General features: G+C 65.6%; 12 protein-coding genes. 7 read left to right on the plus strand and 5 right to left on the minus strand.

The genetic code is table 11. From position 1 onward, the window contains the following. The first annotated feature begins 1 nt into the window (after position 1). Entirely contained in the window at positions 2-2,650 is a 2,649-nt protein-coding gene (locus QRO91_RS03940; RefSeq protein WP_197631949.1) for an excinuclease ABC subunit UvrA, read from the plus strand. 65 nt (positions 2,651-2,715) lie between these two features. Here QRO91_RS03940 and QRO91_RS03945 read toward each other — a convergent pair whose 3' ends face one another. Beyond that, positions 2,716-3,618: a LysR family transcriptional regulator gene (locus QRO91_RS03945; protein ID WP_049430770.1), complete on the minus strand. Its 903-nt coding sequence runs from the start codon at positions 3,616-3,618 to the stop codon at positions 2,716-2,718. Between the two features lie 109 nt (positions 3,619-3,727). Here QRO91_RS03945 and QRO91_RS03950 point away from each other — a divergent pair, with 109 nt between their 5' ends. The 5 genes from QRO91_RS03950 (at position 3,728) to QRO91_RS03970 (ending at position 9,160) form a co-directional block, all read left to right on the plus strand. Next, positions 3,728-4,849 (plus strand): 4-oxalomesaconate tautomerase, encoded by a 1,122-nt coding sequence (locus tag QRO91_RS03950; protein WP_285310269.1) that lies wholly within the window; start codon positions 3,728-3,730, stop codon positions 4,847-4,849. Between the two features lie 76 nt (positions 4,850-4,925). Then, complete coding sequence (locus tag QRO91_RS03955) at positions 4,926-5,984, plus strand: ABC transporter substrate-binding protein (RefSeq protein WP_049430767.1); 1,059 nt, start codon at positions 4,926-4,928, stop codon at positions 5,982-5,984. 14 nt (positions 5,985-5,998) lie between these two features. Then, positions 5,999-6,832 (plus strand): ABC transporter ATP-binding protein, encoded by an 834-nt coding sequence (locus tag QRO91_RS03960; protein WP_014647218.1) that lies wholly within the window; start codon positions 5,999-6,001, stop codon positions 6,830-6,832. Further along, positions 6,816-7,592 (plus strand): ABC transporter permease, encoded by a 777-nt coding sequence (locus tag QRO91_RS03965; RefSeq protein ID WP_005409726.1) that lies wholly within the window; start codon positions 6,816-6,818, stop codon positions 7,590-7,592. The genes QRO91_RS03960 and QRO91_RS03965 overlap by 17 nt, the downstream gene beginning before the upstream one ends. Positions 7,593-7,726: 134 nt before the next feature. Next, on the plus strand, positions 7,727-9,160 hold the full coding sequence (locus tag QRO91_RS03970; RefSeq protein WP_049430764.1) for an OprO/OprP family phosphate-selective porin: 1,434 nt from the start codon (positions 7,727-7,729) through the stop codon (positions 9,158-9,160). A gap of 25 nt (positions 9,161-9,185) precedes the next feature. Here QRO91_RS03970 and QRO91_RS03975 read toward each other — a convergent pair whose 3' ends face one another. Beyond that, a complete protein-coding gene (locus QRO91_RS03975) occupies positions 9,186-10,433 on the minus strand; it encodes an arsenic transporter (protein WP_049430762.1) in 1,248 nt (415 codons plus the stop codon). 190 nt (positions 10,434-10,623) lie between these two features. Further along, on the minus strand, positions 10,624-13,200 hold the full coding sequence (locus tag QRO91_RS03980; protein ID WP_285310270.1) for a glycoside hydrolase family 3 protein: 2,577 nt from the start codon (positions 13,198-13,200) through the stop codon (positions 10,624-10,626). Positions 13,201-13,416: 216 nt separating this feature from the next. Here QRO91_RS03980 and QRO91_RS03985 point away from each other — a divergent pair, with 216 nt between their 5' ends. Next, positions 13,417-14,463 (plus strand): LacI family DNA-binding transcriptional regulator, encoded by a 1,047-nt coding sequence (locus QRO91_RS03985; RefSeq protein ID WP_049430759.1) that lies wholly within the window; start codon positions 13,417-13,419, stop codon positions 14,461-14,463. Between the two features lie 61 nt (positions 14,464-14,524). Here the strand turns inward: QRO91_RS03985 and QRO91_RS03990 are convergent, their stop codons facing one another. Both QRO91_RS03990 and QRO91_RS03995 read right to left on the minus strand, forming a co-directional pair. Continuing rightward, positions 14,525-15,985 carry an MFS transporter gene (locus tag QRO91_RS03990; RefSeq protein ID WP_049430757.1) on the minus strand — a complete coding sequence of 487 codons (1,461 nt, stop codon included), beginning with the start codon at positions 15,983-15,985 and terminating at the stop codon, positions 14,525-14,527. Positions 15,986-16,099: 114 nt separating this feature from the next. Beyond that, positions 16,100-18,766: a TonB-dependent receptor gene (locus tag QRO91_RS03995; RefSeq protein ID WP_197631951.1), complete on the minus strand. Its 2,667-nt coding sequence runs from the start codon at positions 18,764-18,766 to the stop codon at positions 16,100-16,102. Between the last annotated feature and the right edge of the window lie 246 nt (positions 18,767-19,012).

The raw sequence follows: 19,012 nt of genomic DNA on the forward strand, positions 1-19,012 counted from the left end.
GATGTCCAAGCCCCCCTTTGGTGAATCGTCATGTGCCGCCGCTGCCAGCGGTTGCGTCGAGGTGCGCGGTGCGCGAGAGCATAATCTCAAGAATGTCGACGTCTCCATCCCGCGCAATGCACTGGTGGTGTTCTCCGGGGTATCCGGTTCCGGCAAGTCTTCGCTGGCCTTCGGCACCGTCTTCGCCGAGGCACAGCGGCGCTACTTTGAATCCGTTGCGCCCTACGCGCGGCGCTTGATCGACCAGGCCGGCGTGCCCGATGTGGACGCCATCGACGGGCTGCCACCGGCAGTGGCGTTGCAGCAGCAGCGCGGCGCGAGCAATGCACGTTCATCGGTGGGCAGTGTCACCACGCTGTCCAGCCTGGTGCGCATGATGTATTCGCGTGCAGGTGCATACCCGGCCAACCAGCCGATGCTGTACGCCGAGGACTTCTCGCCCAACACGCCGCAGGGCGCCTGCAGCACCTGCCACGGGCTTGGGCATGTGTACGAGGTGACCGAAGCGCTGATGGTTCCGGACCCGTCGCTGAGCATCCGCGAGCGCGCCATCGCTTCCTGGCCGCCAGCCTGGCATGGCCAGAACCTGCGCGACATCCTGGTCACGCTCGGCTACGACATCGACGTGCCGTGGAAGAAGCTGCCGAAGAAGGACCGGGAGTGGATCCTGTTCACCGAGGAAACACCCACCGTGCCGGTCTATGCCGGCTTCACGCCGGCCGAGACCCGGGCCGCACTCAAGCGGAAGCTCGAGCCGAGTTACATGGGCACGTATACCGGCGCGCGCCGCTATGTGCTGCAGACCTTTGCCAATACCCAGAGCGCGTTGATGCGCAAGCGGGTTTCCCGCTACATGGAAGGCAAGCTGTGCCCGGCCTGCCACGGAAAGCGACTGAAGCCGGAAGCGCTCTCGATCACCTTCGCGGGCGTGGATATCGGCGAGTTCATGCGGCTGCCCCTGGATCAATTGGCGGATCTGCTGGAGCCCATCGCGCAAGGTGACTTCAGCGCGCACAGCCGGGGCGAACCCACCAGCAGGAACGCCACGCGCCGCGACCGCAACCAGCGTGCGGCCAGCGGGCGCGCCGTCCATGCTGCGGCCCCGGATGTCCGCCTGACTTCGGCCCTTTCGGAAGAGAAGCGGCTGGCTGCACAGCGACTGGCGGCTGGGGTCATGGCGCGTGTACGGCAGCTGCGTGAGCTGGGCCTGGGCTATCTCTCGCTGGACCGCGCCACGCCAACGCTGTCCGCCGGCGAACTGCAGCGCCTGCGGCTGGCCACCCAGCTCAGCTCGCTGCTGTTCGGTGTGCTGTACGTGCTCGACGAGCCTTCGGCTGGCCTGCACCCGGCCGACAGCCAGGCGCTGTACGACGCGCTGGATCGGCTGCGTGATGGCGGCAACTCGGTGTTCGTTGTGGAGCACGATCTGGAGCTGATGCGCCGCGCGCAGTGGCTGGTGGACGTGGGGCCGGAGGCCGGCGAACGGGGAGGGCGCGTGCTTTACAGCGGCGAGCCCGACGGCCTGCGCCAGGTGCAGGATTCGCGCACGGCCCAGTATCTGTTCGACCGGGTGCCGGCACCCGCCAGCCGCCAGCGCAGCGCAAGGCATTGGCTGGAACTGCAGGGCATCCATCGCCACAACCTACAGGGCGTGGACGCCCAGGTGCCGTTGGGGTTGCTGACGGCAGTGACCGGCATTTCCGGCTCGGGCAAGTCCAGCCTGATGGCGCAGGCACTGCCGGAGCTGATGCTGCTGCATCTGGGGCACGAACCCGCGGACGATGGTGCCGAGGCATCGCCGACCGACGGGCCGACGGTGATCGAAACCACCCGAGGCCAACTGGCCGGGGATGTGGACGCCATCCAACGCGTGGTGCAGGTGGACCAGAAGCCGATCGGCCGCACGCCACGCTCCAACCTGGCCACCTATACCGGGCTGTTCGATCACGTTCGCAAGCTGTTCGCGGCGACGCCGGCCGCACGTCGTCGCCGGTTCGATGCGGGCCGTTTCTCGTTCAACGTGGCCAAGGGCCGATGCGAGACCTGCGAAGGCGAGGGTTTCGTGAGCGTCGAACTGCTGTTCATGCCCAGTGTCTACGCCCCATGCCCCACCTGCCACGGCGCGCGTTACAACGAAGCCACGCTGAAGGTGCTGTGGAATGACCGCAACATCGCCGAGGTCCTGCAGATGACGGTGGACCAGGCGCATGCGTTCTTCAGCGGGGAGGAGCCCATCGCCCGACCGCTGCAGCTGCTGCAGGAAATCGGCCTGGGTTACCTGCGGCTGGGCCAGCCGGCCACCGAGCTTTCAGGGGGCGAGGCCCAGCGCATCAAGCTGGCCACCGAACTGCAGCGCAGCCAGCGCGGGCGCACGCTCTACGTGCTGGACGAACCCACCACCGGCCTGCATGCCTCCGATGCGGACAGGCTGCTGGTACAGCTGCAGCGGCTGGTCGAGGCAGGAAACACCGTGGTCATGATCGAGCATGACATGCGTGCGGTCGCGCAGGCCGACTGGGTGATCGACGTCGGCCCGGGCGCAGGTGGCGCGGGCGGCACCATCGTGGCGAAGGGAACGCCGCATCAGGTGGCGCGTGCCAAGGGCAGCCGGACGGCGCCGTTTCTGGCGCGCGAGCTGGCGCCTCTGTAGGGCCGAGCCATGCCCGGCCATCACTTTCCGCCAGATCTCGGGTCCGCCGGTCCATCAAACGATGTTCAGCTCTCCCCGCGCCACTGGCTCATCAACATCTGAAGAAAGCGTTCCGCAGTAGGCGAGAGCAGGGCGCCTCGGCGACGGACGATCCCGATCGTGCGCGACACCACAGGGTTGCCTATCGAGCGCGTCACCAGGGTGGGATGATCCCCGTCCGGCGTCGCCATTTTCGGCAGAACAGAAACGCCGATGCCGGCCTCGACCATGCCCAGTGACGTCGACAGGTGGGTCACTTCGTAGTGCCAGCTCAGTTTGAGGTTCTCGCGCGCCAGGGCGCCGTCCAGCAGCGTGCGATTGCCGCTGGTGCGATGCACGGTGATCAGCTGATGCTCGGCCAGGTCGGCCCACTCCACCTTGCGCTTGCGGGCCAGCGGGTGGTCGCGTCGGCAGGCCAGCACGAACGGGTCTTCGGCCAGTACGTCGAAATCGAGATTCGGATCGTTGGCGCCCATGAAGTTGATGCCGAACTCGACTTCGCCACGTTCCACCGCCTGCAGGCCCTCGGTCGCCGGGATATCCAGGATCCGGAAGCGGACGTTGGGATGCGCTTCGTGGAAACGCGCCATCACGCTGGGCAGGAAGTAGAACGCCGCCGTCGGCAGGCACGCGATGGTGACGGTAGCGCCGCGGGTGTCTTCGCGGCCGCGCAGTGAGAACAGTGATCCATCGAATTCCTCCAGCATGCGACGCACCAGCGGCAGCAGGTTCTCACCGACGGCAGTGGTGCTGACGCTGCGCGTGGTCCGCTCCAGCAGCGGCGAACCCACGGCCTGCTCCAGCTTCTGGATCCGGCGGCTGAGTGCCGGCTGGGAGACATGCAGGATCTCCGCCGCCCGATGAAAGCTGCGCGTCTCTGATACCAGCAGGAACGCGCGTAGATCGAGAATTTCGCAATTGATGCTCATCAGGTATCAATCATCCAAAAATCAGCAATTCACAGATTAATTGGGGTCATGCCAGTATCGAATCACAGAGGGGTCATTCATCCCCTATACGCATCAATCTAGCACACGTATGTCCAACGATCTGCTCAGCATTCCCTGCGTACTCATGCGCGGCGGCACCTCCAAGGGCCCGTTCTTCCTGGCCAGCGACCTTCCGGCGAACACCGCCGAACGCGATCGCCTGCTGTTGGAAGTGATGGGGTCGGGTCATCCGCTGCAGATCGACGGCATCGGTGGTGGCAACGCGCTGACCAGCAAGGTGGCCATCATCGACCGATCGAGCCGGGCAGATGCCGACGTGGACTATCTGTTCGCCCAGGTAAGGGTGGAGCAGCAGGTCGTGGACACGTCTCCCAACTGCGGCAACATGCTGGCGGCGGTGGGCCCGTATGCCATCGAGCGGGGGCTGGTGCAGGCTCAGGATCCGCAGACCGAGGTGCGCATCCACAACGTCAATACCGGCAAGCTGATCATCGCGACGGTGGAAACGCCTGGCGGCAATGTGGTCTACCGCGGTGATACGCGCATTGCCGGTGCGCCGGGCTCGGCCTCGCCGGTCAGGCTCTCTTTCCTTGATGCCGCGGGCGCCCGCACCGGCAAGCTGCTGCCCAGCGGGCACGCGCAGGAGTCCATCGATGGCGTCCCGGTCAGCCTGGTGGACTGCGCCATGCCGATAATGCTGGTGCGTGCCGAGGACCTGGGCGTACGGGGTGATGCTTCGCCCGCCGAACTGAACGCGGACGCGACGTTCATGCGCCGGCTGGAAGCGCTGCGCATCCAGGCAGGTGCCCGCATGGGCATCGCCGACGCCGGCAACAAGGTCATTCCCAAGCCGGTGCTGCTGTCGGCGCCGCAACAGGGGGGCGATCTGCAGGTGCGCTATTTCATGCCGCACCAATGCCACACCGCACTGGCCATCACCGGCGCGGTCGGCCTGGCCACCGCCGCCGTCACGCCGGGCACGCTGGCCCACACTTTGGTCGGATGCCTGTCCGTTCCCGGCAGCATTACCCTCGAACATCCGAGCGGGGCCCTGGAGGTGAGTCTCAGTCGCATTTCGGACGATACGCCGGTGATTGCCAGCGTGGTGCGCACCGCACGCCGACTGTTCGACGGTCGGGTATATGCAACGTCGCCCGCGCACGCCACGGCCAGTACCACCCAAGACCGCCAATGGACGTCAGCGGCATGATCTGAAACCGGCTGGGTCGGCACAGGCGTGCCTGCCCCGCCACCACAACGTAGATGCTTCACTCCTGGGAGGGATGATGTACAAGCAGTTCCTGATGGCCGCGCTGTGCGCGGCCGGCCTGGCCGCGGCCGGGTGCAGCAACAGCGGCCGCGCCGAAGGTGCGACCACAGGCAGCGCTGACAACGCACCGGTGCGCATCAGCGTCGGCTCCTACAACCTCAACAACCTGCCGTTCTTCATCGCCGACGCCAAGGGCTATTTCAAGGATGTCGGTCTCGAAGTGAAGACCGAGAACTTCGCCCAGGGCGGCTCCAAGGTACTGCAGGCGCTGGTGGCCAATTCCACAGATGTGGCCGTCGGCTTCTACGACCACACCATCCAGATGCAGGCCAAGGGCAAGGACGTCGTCGCCTTCGTGCTGCTCTCGCGCAATTCCGGGCTGGTGATGGCCGGCCGTGAGGATGCCACCTTCGATCCGGCCCGGCCGGAAACCATCAAGGGCCAGAAGGTCGGGATCACCGCGCCGGGCTCCTCGTCAGACTTCTTCGTCCGTCACTTCCTCGCCCAGCATGATATTCCGGCCGACAGCATCTCGCTGATCGGCGTCGGCTCCGGCGCCGCAGCGGTTGCCGCCCTGGAGCAGGGCAAGATCGACCTGCTGGTCAACTACGACCCGGCTGCCACCCTGATCACCGAGCGCAAGGTCGGCAGGATCCTCCTCGACGCGCGCAGCGACGACGGCGCCCGCCAGGTCTATGGTGGCCTGTACCCGACCTCGGTGATGTATGCCAACCAGAGCTTCCTGGACAAGCGCCCCGAAGCGGCCGAGAAGATCGCCCGTGCCGAGCAGATGGCATTGAAGTTCATCGCCGACAACAGTGCCGAAGAGATCGTTGCCGCGCTGCCGGACAGCTACGTCTCCGGCGATCGCGCCACCTATGCCCGCGCGGTGGAGAACGCGCGCGCGATCTTTACCCGGTACGGTCACTTCACGCCGGCCGACCTGGAAACCCCACTGAAGGTGCTGCGCGAGTTCAACACGGATGTGGCCAAGGCCAACATCGATCTGTCCAGGACCTACACCAATGCCTTCGTCGAGCGTGCCAACGCTGCGGCGCCGGCGGCCCAACCGTAAGCGGAGGTAACCCCATGGCCCTCAATGCCACCGTGCGCCAGTTCAATGGCGCACCGCAGCTGGAGCCTGCACAGACCATGGTCGCCATCAACAAGGTGACCATGTCCTTCGGCGAATTCACCGCCGTGCGTGATGTCGACATCCAGGTGGGTGACGGCGAGTTCCTTGCCATCGTCGGCCCGACCGGCTGCGGCAAGAGCACCATCCTCAATTCCGTGGCGGGTCTGCTGAAGCCGTCTTCCGGGCAGGTCAGCATCGACGGCCGCGCCGTCAGCGGCGTGCAGGAGTCGGTCGGCTACCTGTTCCAGCAGGATGCGCTGCTGCCGTGGAAGACGGCTTACCAGAATGTTGAACTCGGCCTGCGCTTCCGCGGCGTGCCCGAAGCCGAACGCAAGGCCAAGGCCAACGCGTGGTTGGCCAAGGTCGGCCTGGCCGGTTTCGAGCACCGCTACCCGCACCAGCTGTCCGGTGGCCAGCGCAAGCGGGTGCAGATGGCGCAGGCGCTGATCGTCGAGCCGAAGGTGATCCTGATGGATGAACCGTTCTCGGCGCTGGACATCCACACCCGGCACCTGATGCAGAACGAGCTGCTGCGTCTGTGGCAGGAGGACCGGCGCTCGGTGATCCTGATCACCCATGACCTGGAAGAAGCGATCGCCCTGGGGGATCGCGTGGTGGTGCTGTCCTCCGGCCCGGCCAGCCGTGTCGTGCGCAGTTTCGACGTGGATCTGGAACGGCCGCGCAACGTGGCCGAGATCAAGCTGGATGACCGTTTCACCGACCTGTACCGCGACATCTGGGCCTGCCTGCGCGGCGAAGTGGAGAAGAGCTATGCACGCCAAGACTGACAAATTCATCCAGCTGGCCCTGGTAGTCGCCGTTTTCGGCGGCTGGGAAGGCGGTATCGCGCTGGGCGTGATCGATCCGTTCTTCTTCCCTTCGCCGACGGCGATCGTGCAGCAGGCCTGGACCTGGCTGTCCGATACGTCCTTCTACCAGCACGTCTACATCACCCTCACCGAAACCGCGCTGGGCTACATCATCGGCACCGGTCTGGGTGTGGCTGGCGGCGTGTGGCTGGGCCTGAGCCGACGCTCGGCGCGCATCCTCGATCCCTTCATCAAAGGCTTCAACGCAATTCCGCGCGTAGTGCTGGCGCCGATTTTCGTGTTGTGGCTGGGGCTGGGCTTGTGGTCGAAGGTGGCGCTGGCGGTCACCCTGGTGTTCTTCACCACGTTCTTCAATGCCATGCAGGGCGTGCGCGAGGTGAATCCGGTGGTGCTGGCCAATGCCCGCATCCTGGGCGCAAGCCGCAGCGACCTGCTGCGCCATGTCTACTTCCCCGCAGCAGCCAGCTGGATCCTGTCCTCGCTGCGCACCTCGGTGGGCTTCGCGGTGGTCGGCGCGATCATCGGTGAGTACCTCGGGGCCTCGGCGGGCCTGGGTTACCTGATCGCGCAGGCCGAGGGCAACTTCAATGCCGTGGGCGTGTTCGCCGGCATCATCATCCTGGCCGCCTTCGTGCTGGTCATCGACGCCCTGCTGGACGTGGTCGAGAACAAGCTGATCACCTGGCGTCCCAACGCCCAGGCACAGGCCACCAGCTGAACCGGCCGCGCTGAGCCGGCCTGCCGCGCCGCCGGACCGATCCGGCGGCGCGCACTTCTTCCCCCGATCTTCCCCCGCACCACCGCAACAGGCCAGCGCCGGGCCAGGGGGCCGGCTGGCCGGAGAGAGAGCCCATGAATCATTCCACCGTGCTGCCGCTGGCAGCGCTGTCGGTCGCGCTCGGCCTGCTGTTGGCCAGCGGTCACGCAGGCGCCCAGTCTACTTCGCCCCCGCCCGCACCACTGAGCCAGGCCGAACTGTCACACCTGGTGCAGCAGCAGGCGTTGCAGATCCAGCAACTGGAAGCTCGCCTCCGCGCCGTGGAGGGCGGGCAGGGCACTGCGGCCGCAACGCCCACGCCGCCCGCACCTGCGCTGGAGACGCGGGTGGCCGCACTGGAATCGGGACAGTCCAAGCTGCCCAAGGTCTCCTGGGCCAAGGGCGCACCGGAGTTCAGCAGTGCCGACGGCAATACGGTGTTCCGTCCCCGCGGCCGCCTGTTCGTCGATGCCTCAAGTACTGACGGTTCCGCGGTCGCCGAACGCAATGTTTCGGGTACCGAGATCCGTTCGGTGCGCCTGGGGGCAGAGGGACGCTACGGAACCCTGGGCTGGGTGGTGGAGGGTGACTTCGCCGACAACGCGGTGGCCTGGAAGTCGGTCTACGCCACGCTGGACCACACCCTGTTCGGCCTGCCGGCCGATCTCACGATGGGCAACCGCTTGAACGATCGCGGTATCGATGGCTCCAGCAGCACCTCCAACACGCCGTTCCAGGAACGCAACGTGGTCGGCACGTTGATGCTGCCGCAGCGCGGCCTGTTTGGTGTCGGGCTGACCGAGCGCGTGCATGGAAAGGGGTGGCACGCCAGCCTGTCGGTGTCCGGCAACGACCTCAACAACGCCGGCACCGACAACGACAGCCAGACCTGGGCCACGCGCGTCCACTGGAATCCGCTGGACACCGCTGACGCCACGGTGCATCTGGGCGCATGGGCCTTCCACGAGAAGATTCCCGCTGGGGCCAGCGGCGTGGTGCGCAGTTCGGCCATCGCAGGGCATTTCAACGATCTGGTCAAGATCGCGCCGGGCACACTGCTGGGTGCCGAGCGCAGCACCGCCTACGGTGCGGAACTGGCCGGCTTCTTCGGCCCGGCGTGGGCAACCGGCGAGTGGGGTACGCGAAGCCTGCGCGGGGCCGATGCCAGCGGGCGCTATGGTCGCGACCACGAGGCGTGGGCGATCTCGGCCGGCTGGTTCCTGGCGGGCGCGCTGCCGTCCTACTCGGGCAAGGCCGGCACGTGGGGCAAGGTGAAGGTGGCCGATCCGGTGACGCGCGGCGGCAGTGGCGCGTGGGAGCTGAAGGGCCGCTATGAGGACGTGGACTATGCCGAACTGCCCAGTGGCGGTACCGGCCACGCGTGGACACTGGGCGCGAACTGGTACCTCAACGATTTCAGCCGGGTGATGTTCGAAGCCGTGCGTTGGCAGACCCGCCACCGCAGCGGCAGTGCCGCGGGCAGGGATGAAGGCACCACCTTCAATACCCGGCTGCAGTTGGCCTTCTAGAGCCGGGCCGCCGCCTGCATTCTGGTCACAGCAGCAACAGCGCAGCGATGAGTGCAGGCGGCATCACCAGCGCGCCGACGCGCAGGAAGTCGAGCGCGCTGACATGCTCGCCTTCGCGACGCAACGCCACCAGCCACAGCATGGTGGCCAACGAGCCGGTCACCGACAGGTTCGGCCCAAGGTCCACGCCGATCAGCAGCGCGGCACGGGTCTGTGCGGGCAGTTCAGCCATCTGGCCCAGCGAACCGGCCGCAAGGCCCACCGGCAGATTGTTGGCCACGTTGCTGAGCAGTGCGGCCGCGCCACCTGCCAGCCAGCTGGCCTGCTGCGGTGACGTCTTCGCCAGCGCCTGCAGCGCGCTGGCCGCAGTCTGGATGACGCCGGTCTGCGCTACCGCTTCCACCAGCACGAAAAGCCCGGCCACCAGCGGCAGCACGCCCCAGGCTACGTGGCGCAGCAGCGGTAGCGGGCTGCGGCGCTGGCGAACCACCACCGCCGCCACGCTCAGGGCACCGGCGCAGAACGTGGCCAGGCCCAGCGGCCCGTCAAGTGCAGAGGTCACCAGCAGCACGCTGCCGGTGAACAGCACACCCAGCGCACTCAGGCGCCCGCCCTCGGTCAGCGGGCGATGCTGCGGCGCGGCCACCAGCGGCTGTGCGATCTCGCGCCGGTGCACCCAGCGCAGCACAAGATAGGTCGCACCGATCGCAGCCAGCGAGGGCAGTGCGAACTGCGCCAGCCACTGCAGCAGCGGTGGCATGTGCTGGCCGTAGACCACCAGGTTGGCCGGGTTGGAGATGGGCAACACGAAGCTGGCCGCATTGGCGATGAAGGCACAGACGAACAGGTAGGGCAGGGGATTGGCGCGGGCCGCCTTGCAGGCCGCGTAGACCGCCGGGGTCAACACCACGGCTGTCGCATCATTGGAAAGAAACACCGTTACCAGCGTGCCGACCAGGAACACCAGGTCGAACAGGCGCCGCCCCGAGCCGCCCGCATGCCGCACCGCATACAGCGCCAGCCAGTCGAACAGCCCTTCGCGGCGGGCGAGCTCGGCCAGCACCATCATGCCGACCAGGAAAAGGTAGACGTCGCGGCCTTCGGCGACTGCGTGCCAGGTGGTGCCGAACGACACGGTGCCGCTGAGCGGAAGCAACGCGGCCGCGCCGAGCGCCCACACGTACTCCGGGATGCGGAACGGGCGGAACAGCAGGCCGACAGTGGCAACGGCCACCGCCATCCAGATGATGAGCGAAGAATGGGAAGCGAGCATGGAGTAGGGCGTGCGCGGTGCCGTCCATCGACCCCGCCGCCGGTTCCCCGGCGTATGTGATCGGCGTGCAGGCGCCCGCTGCGATCAGTGCAAGTGCCGGGGTTGCAGCATCATACCGTGCCGGCTGCCCAGCGAATGCCCTGGCGCGGCGCGGTCCGTGACGGCCGCGCCAAGGCATTCAACACGGCGCCTACTGCGTCGCGCACTCCACCTTGCGATCGAACTCGGTGCCCAGTACGACAGAGGTGATCGCAAGCGTTGTGCCCTTTCCGGCGCGCAGTGCAAACGGTACGCTCAAGCGGCTCATGTCTGCCCCGGCCTTGGCCAGGCATTTGAGGGGAACGCCCAACCTGAGCCACTCATTCCGCGGCGCTGCCGACAGCGCAGGGCCCAGCGCAACCTCGGCAGAACACGCCGCCCCGCAGGCGGTACCCAGTGTCACTGCGGATGCCGCAGGGAGCTGTTCGACACGCACGGTCGCTACCACGGAGAGCTCGCCGTTGGTCTCGCGCGACCAGTCCAGCGGAGTATTGGCCTGCAAGGCCACCGTGGCCGGCGCCCGGAAACTGAACTGGCGTGCGCCCTCCTGCACATCGGTGTTGATCGCGACCATCGCCAGTGACTGGTCGGCAGTGGTTGCATTGGGATGCACGACATCGGTCGATTCGCCATTGGCGGCAGTCAGGCGAAGCATCAGGCCGGTGCCGGCCACACCACGCTCGAACAGGGTGCCGCTACCCGCGGCGTCCGGATCAATTCCGGGGTCCTCGGAAAGCGCAGGTAGATTTCCCTTGTCGGCATAGGTCAGGCCGTATCCGAAGGCGAACTGCGGGTCGTAGTCCTTCTGCCCCACGTTGTTCTCGTACTGGTTGGCGCGGCGTGGCCAGGAGTAGCTCAGCTTTCCGCGGAAGTCGTGTTGCACGCGCCCATCGCCGCCGCGCAGCAGCACATCGGCCACGCCCCCACCTTCCGAGCCCGGCAGCCACGCAGCCACGAAGGCATCGGCGGCGTTGATTTCGCGGTTCAGCCACAGCGGGCGCCCACTCAGGAACACCCCCACGACCGGAATGCCGTCTGCCTTCAGGCGTCGCATCAGCTCCAAATCTCCGGACTTGCCGTTCTTGAACATCAGGTTGGGCAAGTCGCCCTGAAATTCGGCGTAGGGATCTTCGCCAAACACCACGATGGCTACATCGGGGCGATTGCGGTAACGGCCATCGATGGCCAGTTCGGCCTGGCCGCCGCCCGACTTGACCTGTGCCTGCAGACCTTCCCAGATCGTTTCCGCATTCGGGAAGTCCTCGCGACGCGTGCCGTCGCCCTGCCAGCTGAGCGTCCAGCCGCCCGCCTGACGGCTCATGTCGTTGGCGCCATCGCCCGCAACCAATACCCGCTGTTTCGGCGAGAGTGGCAGCAGCTGGTTCTGGTTCTTGAGCAGCACCAGCGATTCACGCACGGCCTGCCGCGCCACCTGGCGATGCGCCGGCGCCCCGAGCAGCTCGAACTTGCCGCCCAATGCGCGCTCGGAGGGCTTGGGCTTGTCGAACAGGCCCATGCGCATCTTCACCCGCAGGATGCGGCGGACGGCATCGTCCAGCCGCGCCTCCGGCAGGGTGCCGTCCTTCACGTGGGCCAGCGTGCTCTCATACATCCCCTTCCAGCTGTCCGGTGCCATGGCCATGTCCAGGCCGGCGACGTAGGTCTTCGCGCAGTCGGTGTTGCTGCAGCCCTTGATCTGGCCATGGCCGTTCCAGTCACCGACCACGAAGCCGCCGAAACCCATCCGGCCCTTCAGCACATCGGTCAACAGTGGCTTGTGCCCGTGCATCTTCTCGCCATGGAAGCTGTTGAACGACGCCATCACCGACTGCGCGCCCGCATTGATCGCCGGCAGGTATCCAGCGGCATGGATGTCACGCAATGCGGCCTCGTTGACCGTGGTGTTGCCCTGGTCCTTGCCGTTGCCCGTGCCGCCATCGCCGAGGAAATGCTTGACCGTGGTCATCACGTGGTGGTCGTCGAGGAAGTCCGCGGCCCCCGCCTTGCCCTGCAGGCCCTCGACGAAGGCCCCTGCATAGCTGGCCACCAGTGCCGGATCTTCCGAGTAGCCCTCGTACGTGCGCCCCCAGCGGTCGTCCTGCGGGACGGCCACGGTCGGCGCGAAGGTCCATTCCATGCCGGTCACGCGGGTTTCGGCCGCGGTGATCCTTGCGATCTCGCGCAGCAATTCCGGGTTGCGCGCTGCGCCCAGGCCGATGTTGTGCGGGAACAGAGTGGCACCCACCACGTTGCTCTGGCCATGCATCGCATCAATGCCCCAGACGATGGGAATGGCCTTGCCACCGTTGCGCGTGTCCATCGAGGCTTCCCAGAACGCGTCGGCCAGCGCAAGCCATTCGGCGGGCTTTGCGTTGTAGCGGCCACCTGGGTCGGATGCGCCGCCTGCCAGTATTGAACCCAATCGATATCTGCGCACGTCATCGGGCGTGATGCTGGCGATATCACCCTGCACGATCTGGCCGACCTTTTCTTCCAGCGTCATTGATGCGATCAGCGCGTCGATGCGTCGTTCCATGGCCGGATCGTCGGCCAGCGGCCAGGTTGCCCTGGGCCAGTGCGCGGGCGTGATGGTGCCTGCGTCGTTCACCGGGGCAGGGGCCGCACCGGCCGCAGGTACCAGCGCCATGGCAAGCGCCGCAGCCAGCATCAGGCGGTGGGGACGGAACACGGGGTTGCGCTTCGCACGATCGGAATGACGGATGTTCATCGGAACAATCATCTCGGAAGGGTGGCTTGGGTCGGCTCGGCGGCCGGAAAGCAACCTGACAGCGTTGTCAGTCAAAACCGAGCATACCCAGCCCGTGGGACGAATGCTTGCTGCACAGCGGCATGGGATTTGAGGATAAAGTTGCATCTGTATCCACATCCCGTGGTGCAGGATTCCGGTAAAGATGGTGAGGCTATGACGGGCAGAGGGCGGGGGATGCCGGGAGCTGAGCAGGTGCTCGCAGGCAGGCCGGGACGCGTGCGGATCGAGGATGTCGCGGCAACGGCCGGGGTCTCGATGAAGACCGTCTCGCGGGTGCTCAACAACGAGCCGAACGTCTCCAAGAGCACCCGGGCCCGGGTGGAGGCGGCGGTGGAAAAACTGCGCTACCGCCCCTTGCCCTCGGCACGGGTCCTCGCTGGCCGGCGCTCCTACCTCATTGCGATGCTCTTCGATAACCCGTCCTCGAACTATCTGATGGAGATCGAGATGGGGGTGCTGGACGCGTGCATGGAACAACACTACAACCTGATGCTCGCTCCGCTGATCTACGATGCGGCCGATATCGTGGAAAAGGTCGAGTCATTGATCATGCAGTCGCAGCTCGACGGCGTGGTGCTGACGCCGCCGCTGACAGACGACACCGCCCTGCTGGAACGCCTGGTCGACCTGGGCATCCCGTATTCCAGCATTTCGGCGAAGGAACAGAACCGGAACGTGGGCGTCGTCGTGGATGAAATCGGCGCGGTGGTGGCGCTGATCGCACACCTGGCCTCGCTGGGCCATACCCGTATCGCCCATATCAAGGGACACGCCGCGCATGGCGCAAGCATGTGGCGCCTGGCAGGCTATCGCGAAGGCCTGCGCAGGGCAGGCCTGCGCTACGACCCCAGCCTGGTCCTGGAAGGCGAGTTCTCATACGAATCCGGCTACATCGGCGCCAACGCGCTGCTTGATCGGCCTGATCGGCCGACCGCCATCTTCGCCGCCAACGACGATATGGCGGCAGGCGTCATCTGTGCGGTGTTCGAACACGGCCTGACGGTGCCATCCGACATCTCGGTCTGCGGTTTCGATGACACGCCGATCGCCCGCCAGATCTATCCGGCACTGACCACCGTCTGCCAGCCCACCCGTGAGATGGGCCGGCGCGCGGCCATGGAGCTGATCAAGGAAGTGCGCGAGCTCGGCAGCGGTGGCGTGGTCGATATTGCTTATGCCTTGCAGGTCCGGCGATCCACGGGACCGGCCCGTCACGATTGAACGCAGGCGCGATGGCGTGCCGACGCGGCCGGCACGCCATGCTGGCAGGCAGGGGCGCGGCTCAGTGGCCGCCTTCGGTGGCCAATCGCTCCAGATCCACGCCCTGGCGACGCAGCGTACGGCCGGCCGCCCACGCGTAGAACGCCAGATAGCAGAAACACAGCACGCCAATGATGAAGCTGTAGTGCACGCCGACCTTGTCGGCCAGTGCCCCCTGCGCCCAACTGACGATGCCGCCGCCCATGATCATCATGATCAGCAGGCTGCTTGCCTGGTTGGTGTGGCGGCCCAGGCCCGTGATTGCCAGGGTGAAAATGCAGGGCCACATCGTGCTGCAGAACAGCCCCACACTGATGAAGGCGATCACACTGGTCATCCCGGTGGTGAACATGCCGACCAGCTGCGCCCCGATGCCACACACGGCAAAGTACAGCAGCATGCGCGATGGATTGCCCTTGCTGGCCAGGGTGGCGATGATCATCAGGGCGATCACCGGTGCGTAGTGGAAGAACTGTGCGGAGTTGTGGCCAGAGATCGCGTTGACGGCAAGGTAGATCGCAAATGCAATGAACGGCAACACCAGCATCAGCAGCCTCTGCGCGCCTGCGCGCACGTCGAAGGCTCCGGCGGCCCCTCCCCAGCGACCGATCATCAGGCTGGCCCAGTACAGCGACACGAACGGGGCGATCACGGAGGTTTCCAGGCCTAGACCACCCTTGCTCAGGGGTTGCTCAAGGTAGGCTGGAAGATTGTCGATGGTCGACACCTCCACGCCGACGTAGAGGAAGATCGCGATCATGCCCATCGCCAGCTGCGGGTAGGAGAGCGCAGATCCGCGATCAGCCTGGTGATTCGTCCCGGTCGCAGCTGCGGGGACCGTGGCGCGCAGCTCGACATGATTGGGCACGCTCGAGAACCGCAGCAGTACGGCGACCAGTACGAAGGCGGCGCCCAGCACCAGGTATGGGGTCTTTACGCTCTCGATGCTCGCCTCTGTGTTGCCCGCTGACACGCTGCCAAAGATGGCAATGCTCACCAGCAGTGGGCCTACCGTTGCGCCCAGGTTGTTGACACCGCCGGCCATGGTCAGGCGCTGCGATCCGGTGGCCGGATCACCCATGATCACCGCCAGCGTATTGGCTGCGATCTGCTGGAGCGAGAAGCCCAGGCCCACGATGAACAGGCCGGACAGCATCAGTGCAAACGAGCCGGTATTGGCCGCCGGATAGAAGAGCAGGGCACCGAGTGCCGACACCAGCAGGCCAAGGCAGATGCCGTTGCGATAGCCCACCCGATGCAGCAGGTCGTTGCCGATGGCGCGGGAGATGGCGATGTAGATCAGCGAACCGGCGGTGTAGGCAACGTAGAACGCCATCGCCACGTACATGCTCTGCGCCTGGCTGAGATGGAACGCTTTCTTGAACACCGGAATGAGGATGCCGTTGCTTGCAGCGACGAAACCCCAGAAGAAAAAGACGGTGATGAGTACACCGAACTGCGACCAGCGGGTTGTGTGTTTCATGATTCTCGTGTCATCACGGACAGGACGACGCCCCGTGCGTTGTCGCACAGGGCAGGACGTGGTGATTGCGCGCGGAGGGCCGGCAAAACCGGCCCTCCTTCAAGGCTGCACTGCTCAGAACTGGTAACGCAGGCGCAGGCCGTAGCTGCGCGGGTCGTTCAGGAAGCGGACGTTGATGCCGGAACCCACCAGGGCCTTCTGCGAGACATCGTTGCCCAACAGATTGTTGCCCCAGGCTTCCACGCGCCAGTTGCCGCTCAGTGAGGTGAAACCGATGCCCGCGTTCAAGGTGGTCTCGCCCTTCTGGCGGTCAGGGAAGCCGGCCGCAGCGGCGCTTTCGGTACGGTCATGGACCAGCTCGCCACTTGCTGGATCCTGTCGGATGAACTCCACGTCCCGGTTGTTGTACTGGGTGAGGTAGAAGGCCGAGCGGTACGAGGCCAGCAACTGCCAGTCGAAGGTGCCAAAGCGCAGCTCGGTCGTATGCTGCAGCCTTACGTTGAAGGTAAGCTTCGACGCCAGCGGCAGTTCGTTGCCGGACAGGTCGATCAGCGAGGTGGCACCACCGGCGTCGTAGTTCTGGCTGCGGACATCGGCGACGGTGCCACGCTTGATCTCGCTGTCCATCCAGAGGGCGTTGATGTTGACCATGAAATTGTGCGGAAAGCGCAAGGTGCTTTCCGCCTCCAGGCCGTACACCGCGGACTTGCCGACGTTGCGGTTGACCAGGGCATAGCCGGTGGCTTCACCGGTGGTCGGGTTGGTGGCGATCACCGCCAGGTCCTGGAACACCTGGTCGCTGTAGTCGTAATAGAACCCGCTGACGTTGAAGGTCGAGGTGCGACCCAGCATCTGGAAGGAGTTCTTGCTGCCGATCTCGTAGGCAATGATCGATTCGGGCTTGAAGGTCTCGGGAATCTCCTTCGGATCAAACGTGTCGTTGAAACCCCCCGCCTTGTGGCCGGTCGACACCAGGCCGTACAGCAGGCTGTCATCGCTCACGTCGTACTCGAAACCCGCGCGCCAGTCGGTAAAGCTGAACTTGCTCTTGCCGAACTGCTGGGCCGGAATCGCGCTGACCTGGGCCCAGCTCTGGTACGGGCAATCGACGGTATCGCCACCGATGTCGGGGCGATCCACGCAACCGAATGGGCCGCCATCGGGCACCGCGCCGATCTGCTGCAGCAAGGTGTCGTTGCGACCATGTCGCAGCACACCCTGCAGCAGGAAGCGGGCCATCTCCGCCTGCGAGGTGATGTTGCTGACGTCAAAGTTCGGACGGCTCATGAAAGCCGGCTCGAAGCCGGGCGTGCCGAGGCGCGTGGCAAAGTCCCCGCCCTGGCCAGGCAGGCCCAGCGACCAGTTGCCGCCAATGCCGTAACGCGACTTCTTCTCCTCGGAGTAGCGCAGGCCGCCCTTCAGGCGCAGGCGATCGTTGACGTCGAATGTACCGTCGGCGAAAACGGCGGATGACTTGCCATTGACCTTGGGCATGGTGAATTCAGTGCCCGAATACCAGCGCCCTTTGTCCACCAGCGAAAGGTAGCCCACCCGCTGGTCCTCATTGAAGTGGAACAGGCCGGTGGTCCAGCGCAGCCGTTCGTCCTGGTCGGACGTGAACCGCAGCTCATGTACCTGCGACTCCGACTCGGTCAGCCAATACTGCGTGGAGTAGTTGTCGTAGTCGATGCCGCCCGGGTTGCTGGGTGATACCGGATCGATGTTGCGGCCCGGCCAGAGGATGCCTTCGCTCTGCGCATTGGTCTGGCGGTAGTCCACGTTGCGGTAGCTGCCGTTGTACTCCACCGCCACCTTGCCGAAGTCATAGGAAATGCTGGTCTGCGCCCCCCAGTTGGTGCTGTCGAGCTTGCCCTGCGCGCCGCGGTAGATGATCTTTCGCAGGTCGACATCGTCCGGCAGGTAGCCGGCCTTGGCGGCGGTGTAGACGTTGGCGCCTGGATAGCCCGTACCGCCCTCCTTGCCGATGTCGGCCATTGCGAAGATCGACAGCTTGTCATCTGGCTGGTAGAGGAACGACAGGCGTGCGCCCCGGTCGTCCTGCACGCCAGCCGGTTCCAGGTCCTGCGCGCGTCCAGCATTCTTGAACGGAGAGTCTTTCTCCACCTTGTAGCCAGCCACCCGGAAGGCCGCGCCACCGCCGATCGGAAGATTCAGGGCGAATTCGCCACCGCGATGGTCACGATTGCCGGCCTCGGCCTGGACGTACCCGCCGAACGCTTCCAGGTCAGGGCGCTTGGTGATGATGTTCAGCGTGCCGGCCAGCGCATTGCGGCCGCGCAGCGTGCCCTGCGGGCCCTTGTTGATTTCCACCCGCTCGACATCGTAGAACATCCCGCCCAAGCCGCGCGGTCGTGCAATGTAGGCCCCGTTGATGTGGGGCGCGGCGCCTGGATCACCCAGCTCGGTGTTGTTCGAAGAACCCACGCCGCGGATGAAGATCTCCAGGTTGCCTTCCTGGTTGGCCATGCTCATGCCTGGCACCAGGGCTTGGATGTTGCGCAGCTCATTGTTGATGCCCAGCGCACGCGTGTCGTCCGCAGAAATTGCCTGGGCGGTACCTGCATATTTCTGCAGGTCCTGTTCCCGGCGTTCGACGGTGACGATGACGGCGTCCAGCGTCGAGGCCTCCCGTGCCTCGCTGGCGGCGGTGGAACTGCTTTCCTTGGCTGATTGCGCCGCCACCGGCAGCGCCGCAGTGGCGGTGACGATGGTGGCAAGGACTGCCTGTGCGAGTGTGCTCTTCCTGAAATGGACGGTCATAGGGTCCCTCTCTCCCCATAGATGATGTCTGGACGTTCCCGCGCCGTGCGCCGGACGTGGGCTCTTGTAAGTGCCGCCTGACAACGCTGTCAATCAGAATGAACGATGGATGACCAGAAGCTTGGGAAATCAGACAGTTGAGCGATCAGCAGTGCCGCTTGGCACGCCGCATTTGCTGCAGTGCGAAACGAAATCGGGCGGCGTTGCGCTCGCCGTACGGCTGCACCCGCCGGATTGGATCAGAAC

The sequence above is a fragment of the Stenotrophomonas maltophilia group sp. Smal32 genome, assembly GCF_030237085.1.
GTDB lineage: Bacteria > Pseudomonadota > Gammaproteobacteria > Xanthomonadales > Xanthomonadaceae > Stenotrophomonas > Stenotrophomonas maltophilia_Q.